We start from the raw sequence: 10,323 nt of genomic DNA, 5'->3' as shown, positions 1-10,323 counted from the left end.
GCGGAATTGACCCGAACAAGACTTTAAATGCTAAACTTGTCAAAGAACTCCTTGGCTTGGCGGTAGATGCCGCTTAGCCTATGAATAATTTTTTAACGAACTATTGCCTTTTCTACAATAGAATAAACTTGGGTCCCGAAAATCTCAGTTTCTCCAACAGGATGTGTCGTGATACCGTCATAAAAATACAAACCACTGTTCGTTCCAAGCCACATAATTCCTCTACTATCCCGGAAGATACAAAACACAGCTGTCTTCTTACCATCAACAGCTACATTTTTCCATGAAAATTCCGGCTCTGGCAACTGAGGTGCTGAGAATGCTTTCCATGGTCCAATCATAGCAAGGATGATGCAAATTATTTTTAGCAACCTTTTTTCCAATGCTTCTGTTCTCATATTTACTGGTGGTATTAAATCCAATTGCAAAGTTACTAATTTTAAGGGATGTAGCGGATTAAATGACTCATCTTTAAGACAACATTTTGGACAATCAATACAACAAATCGGACTTTCTATTGAATTAATAACCGCTACCATCATCTTATTATCAGATAATGGTAGCGGTTGTATATTGTGGAGATTACTCTTCTCCGAATTTCTTGGCTATTTTCATCCAAGTATCAGATGTCGAGATATTATATGTCCGATCTTGTTGCCAACCATTGATATATTCTTGGCTTGTCCAAGTCGAGTCAGAAAGGAAATAATAGCGTCCGCTCTGGTTCCGGCACAAGTAGGTATCAAAATAATATGTTGAAGAACCCTCTTCTGCTTGTTTCATTGGTATTATTTGCCAATTTCCAAAGCCATCATCGGTAAAGTCTCCTGTTATATAGCCTTTTTTATCGCTTCCGGCTTCCCACATATTAACTTCAAAAGTTACTTTCACATTGTAATCTCCATAAGCTTCCATACCACCATGTTTCAGGAGATTATTATTGAAGTCAAAAAATGCGACGTTTTCCCAATTGGAACCAACGCCCCAAAGTGTTTGATTATTTGCGGATACCCAGAAAGGTTCCCATGCGCTGAATCCAGCTCCACCATTAGCTATAAGAGCCTCTTTTACTTCAATAAGGAAATCTTTTTGAAGCTGTGGACAAGGTGTTTCTGGATAACCCATACACATCTTACTCATGAGATTAATATTGTCATCGTTCCATGCTCGCGTCCATATATGACCGGTTTCTGCTACAAAAAGTCGAACTCCATATGTAGAGTAGAGGCGAGCGGCAAACTCTCCAAGTTGTGCCGGCGTATAATCTTGCCACTGAGGATAATACGAAACTCCGAGCAAGTCGAATGATTTTAGTCCGTATTTCTTATGGTTCGATACCCAATACATCGCATCATTGGGGTTCATGGCAACGTGAAGTATCGTCTGTATATTCTTTCTATTATCAGAATTGAAATCAGCAACGGCTTGAAGGCCCGCATTAAATAATTTTGTATTTCTAACAAAATTTGTAGGTTCAAGGTCAGCATTATCTGCGACCATGATTGATTTGTTAGTCTCATTACCTATTTGAACCAATTCAGGTAAAAGATTTGTGTTCATTAGGTGTGTCAAGGTCTGATATGTGTAATTGTACACGGAATCGGCAAGTATATCAGAATATTTCACTACTGGTCGCCAAGCTTCTGGAACAAGATTTTTCTCCGGATCTGTCCATGAATCTGAATAATGAAAGTCCAAAAGGACGTTTAACCCAGCGGCCTTTGCTCTTCCAATACTCCGTTTCACATCGGATAAAGTGGAATACTGAGTCCATGTTGTGGGATTATGCCAAAGACGGAGACGAACAAGGTTGCCTCCATATTCTTTGAGCATGCGATAAGGGTCAACTTCGTTGCCATTATCGTAATACTTGACTCCTCCATCTTGAAGTTCATTGATATACGAAAGGTCTGCTCCTTGAAGGAAGGGGAGTTCCGATGTAGAACGGCTAAATAGGGCTCAAGCCGAAACCCCGGTGCATGTAATTTCTCGGAAAGTGTTAAATTTGTAGCATGAAAACCGCAGATGCAATATGGATGTGCCTGCCCGAGGGCATGGACGAACTATTTGAGATGGTGCGCTTCGAGCGCACGGAACAGTCTTATGACATATGGCTTGACGAAAAGAAGAAACTATCTGATGACGACTATCGTAATCCGCATATCGTAGCGCGAGGCTATACGGATTACGTTACGATACAGGACTATCCGATGCGAGGTCGCCCGGTATTTCTACATATGCGCAAGAATAAGTGGTGGGACAAGCAGACCAACGAAATCTTCAGCTACAACCTCGAGCTTCCCAACGAGGAAGGGACACGACTCAGCTCCGAGTTTGTGGCTTTTTTAAAAGATGAAGGTGGAGACGACAGCCCTGTCGATTAAGCATATAGCGCAGATGTACTGCGTCAACGGCAAGCATTTTGCGGATTTATATCGCAACAGAATAAGCGGTTACGCCGACTGGTGCGAACAGGAGCTTGGCTGTGGGTTCTATTTCAATGCCGCCAATATTGGTCCGTACATGAGCCTTGACGAGACGTGTCTGAGCAACGGCGAGGTATGGACGTTCCTGACCAACAAGGACGGCCACGGAAGCAAGGGAACACTTGCGGCAGCCATTCCAGGAACAAAGAGTCACGAAATTATATCCATACTCATCGGAGCTATGGGGAAATCAATCAGACGCAGGGTCAAGGAAGTGACCTGCGATCTTTCGCCATCAATGATGCTCATCGCCGCAGAAGTGTTCTATAACGCCCATGTTGTCAACGACCGTTTTCATGTCCAACAGGTCTATAATGAGGCCGTTGACGAAATCCGCATCGACATTCGCCGACAGCTCATCGCAGAGGAAAACAACCGCGACAAGTCCGAACCGCCGGTAACGTACTCCAACGGAGAGACCATGCGCCAGATACTGGCCCGCAGCAAACACACTCTGATGATGTCGCAGAACAAATGGACTGACATACAGCGCCATCGTGTCAACATACTGTTCAAATACTATCCAATATTGAAGGCTGCATACAGCCTTGCGATGGAGCTGCGCAAGATTTTCAACGCTAAAATCTCACCGACAAAAGCCATGGGGCGGATGAACAAGTGGTATGAAAAGGTAATGGCTCTTGGTAACAACAACTTCCGCTCGGTAATCAAAACATTCAAGAACCACGCTCCAACTATCCTGAACTACTTCCGTCGTCGTGCGACCAATGCCTCAGCCGAGGCTTTCAACTCTAAAGTCAAGATTTTCCGCTCGCAAATGCGCGGCGTCAGAGACCGAGACTTCTTCATCTTCCGCCTGGTCAAACTGTACGCTTGAATATTTAACACTTCGGTCTACTCAATTTAACATATGCACCGGGATTTCGGCTTGGGCCCTAAATAGCCCGACTTCTGGTTGGTTGGATTCTATCGGCTGCACATCCTCAATCTGATTTTGGCACGCAATGAATCCAACTGAAAGCACTGTAGCGAAAATCACGAAGAGGATTTTCTTCAAACATTCTGTCTTCATTGGTTAAAAATTTAGGTTTATAAATACATCGCAAAAGTAATATCAATGTTTGTTTAATGGATTGAATAACTGGACGAATAATATTAGAAATTGGAAGTTTGTTGGACTTTGTCCATTTTAATAAGTTGTTTGTCCGATTTATATATTATTGTCATAATACAAAGCAGATATTAAAATCAAGTCAGGCATCAAGTAGTGATACTCGGTGCCTGACTTGGTTATGTTCCGAAAGGTCGGAATGACGGCCTGTTTGGTGTAATTGGCGGACGATAAATCTCTATTGGCTCTGCCACCATTGACTTTTTATTGTCGGTTGCTTGACCGGGAGGTTCAACAACTTTGACGGATTGCTGTTGGGTGTCGGGCTTGACTTCCTCGCCGTCCTTTTCGTCATGTTTAGGTGCTAACTCGGCGGCGATTTTGCGGTCGAGGGCGGCAAGTTCTGATTTGAGTTGCTTCAGCTCGTCCTCCTTGCCCCATGTCTTTGCCATGATGCTTTCGAGGATTGGAACATCAGCTTTGAGCTTGGCGGTGCGTTCCTCGTACTGGGCGATTATGCCGGGGATTTTCTCCAAAGCGTTGACGAAGTTCATGCAGGCGGCATGGGTGTCAGCCATTGCCAACTGACCGTTGTTGTACTTGTATTTGTAATTGCCTTCGACAACAAAACGGTTCTGCACTTTCTCAATACCGTCAGACACCACTCTTTCGGAGATAATGCTGATCGGGAAGCCGTAAACCTCGCCGATACGCTGATACTGACCGTGGGTGTCGGTGCGCTGTGCCAGTCCTTGCAGGTGGATACCCATGTTTTTCTCATCGAAAAGATTGCAGGTGTCAATCGTGAGATTGTTGACAGGGTTGCCCTCCTTGTCACGTTGCACAACCTTGTCATAACGCTCCCAATCCGCTTTCATGCGCTCGATCGCCGCCTCGTTGTTGGCGATGTCATGGGTAATGGTTTGGAGTTTGAACTCGCTGTCGCCACGTCCTTTGTTGAACGACTTACGTTCACTCTCCAACGCCGCTATCCGCTTTTCAAGTTTTGCCTTGTCGAGCAGGTCGGTGTTGCCGGAGAGTATCGCCATGTACTCTGAGAAATTCATGCCGTTCTTCTCGTCCATAGAACCCTCGTCGATAGTTCGCGCTCCCAAAGCACCGCTTTTGAGCTGGGCGATGAAAGTAGCCTTGCAGTGAAGAAGGTTGAACTTGTATGAGTCAAGCGACTTTTCAACCGCATAGATAATCACATCAACCTTATTATCAGCATATAACTTGGCTATCTCATTACCTGCTCGAATGGCTCTGCCATCGCGTTGTGTGAGGTCTGACGGTCGCCACGGTGTATCCAAATGATGGATGCAAACCGCTCTTTTCTGGGCGTTTACTCCAGTACCCAACATCGAAGTTGAGCCGAAAAGCACACGCACATCGCCGTCATTCATAGCCTGAATGACTGCCTTGCGTGACCGCTCAGTCTTACACTCTTGGATAAACCGTATCTCATGCGCCGGAATACCATAATCCTCAATCAACTTTCGCTTAATCTCGGAATAGACATTCCACTCTCCGGGCTTGTAAGTGCCGAGGTCACTGAAAACAAACTGTGTGCCACGTTGAGCGTCATACTTGTGATAGTATTCAGCAATCATCTTGGCGCAGTGTGAAGCCTTGTTGTTCGGATCATCTTCGTATGCCGGAGAAATCATGCGCATATCCAGTGCCATTTTACGGGCATAGTCCGTGGCGATGAGCATCTTTGCCTTTTCCTCGGTTTCCGACAACGGTTCACGCCCCAATATTGTGGCGTCGCCGCTCTTTGCGAACTCCATCAGCTTCTGGATAAAGTCCTCCTGCTGTGGTGTAGGCGGAATGTTGTGCAGTATCTCATTCTTTGCCGGACGGTCAACACCAACATCCTCTGCCGTCTTATAATCGGTTATCTCATTGTAGAAAGCCGCCAGCTCCGGCACTTTGATAAAGTAGCGGAAACGCTCCTTTGCCACGATACTGTTCGTTACGTTAAACTCATAGTCGGTTGTTTTCTTTGCGAATATCGCCGCCCATGCGTCAAAACACCGGATGTCCTGTCTTTCAAGTTCTTTCGGACGCAGATACTTGAACAACAAATACAACTCTGTGAGGGAGTTGGAGATTGTAGTACCCGACAAGAATGTCGCGCCGAGGTCTTTGCCTGTCCGTTCCTGAATGGTGCGTATGGCATAGAGAAGATTGAGCGCACGTTGGGAGCCTTCCGAATTGCCGAGTCCTGCAACACGGTCATGGCGGGTGTTGAACATCAGATTTTTGAACTGATGGCTTTCGTCAACGAAAATGTGGTCTATACCCATTTGCTTGAAATCAACGATGCTGTCCTTGTTCTGCTCCATCTGATATTGGAGCGTTTCAAGTTTGGCGGTCAGGTTCTCCTTGCGCTTGATAAGACCTTTGAGCATACCGCGTGAAACGTCCTTCCCCTGCTGCTTGACAACTTCGAGGTTTTCCTCCACCGAGTCAAGTTCAGCCTGAAGGATCTCCTGCTGAATTTCCGGCGACTGAGGGATTTTGCCGAACTGGTCGTGCGACATAATCACGCAGTCATAGTCATTGTTCTTTATTTGGTTGAAGAAATTGACGCGGTTTTTCGCCTCAAAACTCTTGGCATCGGCGAACAGGATACGGGCGTTGGGATATGCCGCCTGATAGGTCATGGCAATATCGGCAACATTGGCTTTCAGTCCGATAATCATAGGCTTGTGTGCCAATCCCAATCGCTTCATCTCATGCGCTGCCATGCACATTATCAGCGTCTTACCGGTTCCCACCTCGTGGTCGCATATTCCGCCGCCGTTCTGCTTGAGCATCCAAACGCAGTCCTTCTGCGACTGGTATATTGACTTGACATTGCAACGCTCTCCCAACAGTTTCATGTTGATGTCGGGGAATGTCTGGTGTGACCCGTCATAATGCGGACGCACGAAACAGTTGAACTTGCGGTTATACATATCCACAAGCTGCTCCTTGAACTCCGGCGACTGAGCCTCCAGCCAATCGGTAAAGCCATTGCGGATCTCATCAATCTTGGAGTTGGCGAGTTGTATAGCCTCGGCATCAGGCACTTTTATGTCGTGTCCGTTCTCATCCTGACCGATACACTTCTTGATTTCCGGCACAGTGTTGTGCAGGGCGTGTTTCAACAAGTTCATGCCGTCATAGGTACGATAGTGTCCACGGACGCAATACTCCTCCCATATCTTCATGTTCTTGTGTTGGGCAGTGCAGGAATATTCGTCCATAGAGGGCGTATATGCTATTTTCACATCAGTACCGTAGAGGTTGCTCATATATGCGGAGTATATCCCTGTCGGTATCCATCGCTCTCCGAAATTAAAGTCCAGTTCATCAAATGTAATGCGGCGCGGTGTCGCTTCCTCCAACGCTCTCAAAGACTCCTTTGACAAGTCGATGAACGGCTCAACGCCGTCAAAACCGGGAAAATCCTTGATACGTTCTTCCTCGCGGTCAATCCACGCCTTGACCTCCTCGGCTTTCTGCACCACGTTTCCGGCGATGAAGCGGTCGGCTATTTCATAGTTCGCAACCAACGGATTATAGAAAATGTGTCCGACGAGGCTGTCAATCATCGCGTCCTGCTCCATATCGACAAGACTGCCCATATATTCGAGGTTTACCTCTCCATATTTATTAAGCGACGCTGATAACGCCTCCATAGGTGTATCGACAGAAGTAACTTCGTCAACGGCGAAGGATACCGGGTGGTCGAATATATCAGCCTTGACAAAATGCCCGTTTTCACCACGCTCCAATGCGAGTGCGTCACGGCCGTTGGCGTCCATAAGGATAAACTTGGCGTTCTGCTTTTCGTTGAGGTTGCCGTATCTGTCCACAAACTCATCATAATACTCGTTGAGGTGTTCACGCATATCAGCATTTTCCTCATGCGTTTCAGCCTCGTAATGATAGAGTTGCTGATATGTTTCCGACAGGGTAATATAGAGCATGGCGCGTTTCTCCTGCTCCGGTTTGATTGGGAGTGGAGTGAATATCGCACCATTCTTGCGAACCTCCGAAAGAAAGCCGACCTGACCGTTATCCACGACCATTGAGCCGTTCTGGTGGAAATACTGAATATCCTCGGAAAACTTGCGGGGCGACATATCACGCTCGACGGTTTCCGGCTTTTCAACTTTTGCCACTCTTGGCTGTGGAACAAAATAGCCCTCGGTCTTTTCGATGACAGTGCCATTCTCCGTGATTATCTTTTTCTTGGTAGCTTCCGCTGCCTGTCGTTCAGCTTCCATTTCCGCCATCTGACGGTGGGCTATGCTCATCATCGTTTCGTAGAAGCCGTTGATGGGCGGATTGTCCTCCCAGTTCAGAGAACCGTAAAATTCCAACTCCTTTTCAGATAGCGGGCGGAATTTCTTGGCGGTAGCATCTGAAATTTCAATTTTCGGTGTGGGTTTCGGCTTATCTTCCTCGGTCCTTGGCTGTCGTGGCTGACGCTTCGGTTTCTGCAATGGTTCTAACTCTCCGAAAAGATTATAGGCGAACAGACGCGGGTCGGGATTATCGTTATAGTCGGGCCCACCTTCGGTTTCAATCTCCTGCGGTTGCGGCTTGACTTCCGGTGTTGGTGGTTCAACAGGTTCAGGAGCCGGCTTTGGTTCAACCGTCGGTGGCGGCGTTATAATCTCCGTAGGCTTGTATTCCTTCTTTTGTTTCTGCTTTGGATCTTCAAGTTGCTCACAGATAGCCACACTTTGCCCGGCTCTTACGAGCATGGGGAGATAAGTGTCGAGGGCATGATGCGGAAAACCGGCAAGTTCGATGCTCCCTGCTTTGCCGTTGCGTCGTCGGGTCAGTGTTATATTCAGTATCTCCGACGCTTTCACGGCATCTTCGCCCATCATCTCATAGAAGTCGCCCACACGGAATATCAATATCGCGTCCGGGAGTCGTTTCTTCATCTCCTTGTATTGCGTCATCAACGGAGTTTCAGTAACCTTTGTTACTTTGGGCTTGGGCGCAGGTATCGGTTTTACAGGGTCTGGCGTAGGCGGCTTTATGCCTTGGTTGTTATACAATTCAAGGTTCAGACGCAGACGCAAAGAATCTTCCAACGCATCACGCAAATCTCTTGCTATACCATAGACACCGCCCTCATGTTTGTAGATGATAGCCGGTTTGCCGTATGGGTCAGTGCCAATTTTCGCCTCGGTGCAGATGATATTCTGCGGATATGCCGCAAAATATTTGTTTGTCGGTGCTTTTGTATCACGGTCAACGATTGACTGGATGAAAAATTCCTCATCAGCCGACATTCCTTTCTTACCCGTATGCTTTTGCAGGATAATCAAGTCTGAGCCTGTATCCGTTCCGGCGTTATCGGAGAAAGTGTTGTTTGGCAATCGTACCGCTCCCACAAGGTCAGAGCGTTTCATAAGCTCAATGCGCACGAAGGGGCTGGCGGCGTTCATCACACCCTGCGATGTGATAAAGGCCACAATACCTCCCTCGTGCACCGAGTCCAGTGCTTTGAGAAAGAAATAATTGTGGATAGCCTTTGTTGACTGACGGTAGGCAATCTCCTTGCTTGTGGCATATCGAGGATCGGCGACCGCAAAGTCACCGAAAGGAATATTTGATGCAGCCACATCAAAGTATCCCTCAAAATCAGGGTCAATTTTCTCGAATCCTTTTATCTCGGTGGAGATAGATGGGTGCAGGGCAGATAGGATTTTGCCTGTCAGCAAATCTTTCTCAAAGGCGAGTGCCTCCGTGCCCGGATAGTTCTCATTTTTAAGAAAAGAGTCGATGAAAGCACCTTGCCCGGCAGACGGTTCAAGGAACTTTTTAATCTTAACACCTCTTTCACGCAGTGAAGTGGCAAGCGCATCAATGATAGGTGCAGGAGTATAGAACGCCGTCAATACGGACGCTTTCAGCGAGTCCATGTATGCGGCAAACTCCCGGTCGTCCTTTGAATAGTCGTGAATAAGACGGCGCAGTTCAACCGTAGGCGCAAACAGCTCAATGTCGCTCTTGCTCCACTTGGCGGCATCGGCAAGTTCGTTGGCGTCCTGCAAGATACATTTCAGCCCGCCGAATCCGGCATACTTGCGCAGTATCTCCCTTTCAAGCGCATTTTCCGCGTTGCGATGTTCAACATCAAGGCGCAGGGCAAGCCTTATGGCATTGATGTTGTCGCGCATGGTCTGGAGCCGGTTATAACTCATATCCGTCAAGTATTTCGGATATTTCTCCCAGCAGTTCGGTCAGCATCGGCTGGTGTGTTTCGCGGTCAAGGAAATCGCCGTTGACCTCATAGCGGTCAAGAATGTCATGCACGCTTTTCTTTGTGAGCAGATGCACGGCGAAATCGGGCCAGTATTCTTCAGGCAGCCGTGTCCACAGGCTTTCCTCTATGACGCTGTAAACAATGTCATAGCGGGACACATACAGTCCGGCAAGGAGTGTGCGCATAGCCATTTCCTGTGCCATAACCGGGTCATGACCTTCAAGGCGCAGGGTTACAAACGTGTCGTATGCCTCGTCAACACGGGCATCTACAAATTTCTTATTGGTGTACTGGGGAAAATAATGGTCACGCAGATGACCCAGAAGATAGACGCGGTAGCCGTCCATCTCCCGTAATTCAACATTTTGGGGTCAAGCCGAAATGGCGGTGCATGGATTTTGAGAAAAGTGTTAAATTTGCGGTATGAAAACCGCAGATGCAATATGGATGTGCCTGCCCGAGGGCATGGACGAACTATTTGA

Annotated in this window: 5 protein-coding genes and 1 pseudogene; 2 read left to right on the top strand and 4 right to left on the bottom strand. The window is 47.2% G+C overall.

The features are described 5' to 3' along the window. Positions 1-92 precede the first annotated feature (92 nt). Positions 93-542, bottom strand: a complete 450-nt coding sequence (locus QGT73_RS16010) for a two-component regulator propeller domain-containing protein (protein WP_280123108.1) — start codon at positions 540-542, stop codon at positions 93-95. Positions 543-582: 40 nt separating this feature from the next. Continuing rightward, positions 583-1,908 (bottom strand): annotated as a pseudogene (locus tag QGT73_RS16005) (glycoside hydrolase family 53 protein); the annotation flags it as partial. A gap of 104 nt (positions 1,909-2,012) precedes the next feature. On the opposite strand from QGT73_RS16005, the gene QGT73_RS16000 reads away from it, so the two are divergent. Together QGT73_RS16000 and QGT73_RS15995 are read left to right on the top strand one after the other, a co-directional pair. After that, the gene (locus tag QGT73_RS16000) at positions 2,013-2,384 is read left to right on the top strand and encodes an ISAon1 family transposase N-terminal region protein (RefSeq protein ID WP_172470051.1); all 372 of its coding nucleotides are present in this window, start codon (positions 2,013-2,015) and stop codon (positions 2,382-2,384) included. Further along, the gene (locus tag QGT73_RS15995) at positions 2,353-3,324 is read left to right on the top strand and encodes an ISAon1 family transposase (RefSeq protein WP_280123107.1); all 972 of its coding nucleotides are present in this window, start codon (positions 2,353-2,355) and stop codon (positions 3,322-3,324) included. Before QGT73_RS16000 ends, QGT73_RS15995 begins: the two co-directional genes overlap by 32 nt. 413 nt (positions 3,325-3,737) lie before the next feature. On the opposite strand, the gene QGT73_RS15990 is transcribed toward QGT73_RS15995, so the two are convergent. Together QGT73_RS15990 and QGT73_RS15985 are read right to left on the bottom strand one after the other, a co-directional pair. Then, positions 3,738-9,779, bottom strand: coding sequence for a MutS N-terminal domain-containing protein (locus QGT73_RS15990; protein ID WP_280123106.1), 6,042 nt, complete (start codon positions 9,777-9,779; stop codon positions 3,738-3,740). After that, positions 9,769-10,188 (bottom strand): DUF1896 family protein, encoded by a 420-nt coding sequence (locus tag QGT73_RS15985; RefSeq protein WP_280123105.1) that lies wholly within the window; start codon positions 10,186-10,188, stop codon positions 9,769-9,771. The genes QGT73_RS15990 and QGT73_RS15985 overlap by 11 nt, the downstream gene beginning before the upstream one ends. Between the last annotated feature and the right edge of the window lie 135 nt (positions 10,189-10,323).

It is taken from the genome of Duncaniella muricolitica (genome assembly GCF_910574735.1).
In the GTDB taxonomy this organism is placed as follows: Bacteria; Bacteroidota; Bacteroidia; order Bacteroidales; family Muribaculaceae; genus Duncaniella; species Duncaniella muricolitica.
The sequence above is the reverse complement of the archived record's forward strand: the minus strand, read 5'-3'. Positions and strand labels throughout refer to the sequence as shown.

Coding starts and splice junctions, on each gene's coding strand:
- QGT73_RS16010 (WP_280123108.1), bottom strand. CDS start 542: ATGATGGTAGCGGTTATTAATTCAATAGAAAGTCCGATTTGTTGTATT.
- QGT73_RS16000 (WP_172470051.1), top strand. CDS start 2,013: ATGAAAACCGCAGATGCAATATGGATGTGCCTGCCCGAGGGCATGGAC.
- QGT73_RS15995 (WP_280123107.1), top strand. CDS start 2,353: ATGAAGGTGGAGACGACAGCCCTGTCGATTAAGCATATAGCGCAGATG.
- QGT73_RS15990 (WP_280123106.1), bottom strand. CDS start 9,779: ATGAGTTATAACCGGCTCCAGACCATGCGCGACAACATCAATGCCATA.
- QGT73_RS15985 (WP_280123105.1), bottom strand. CDS start 10,188: ATGGACGGCTACCGCGTCTATCTTCTGGGTCATCTGCGTGACCATTAT.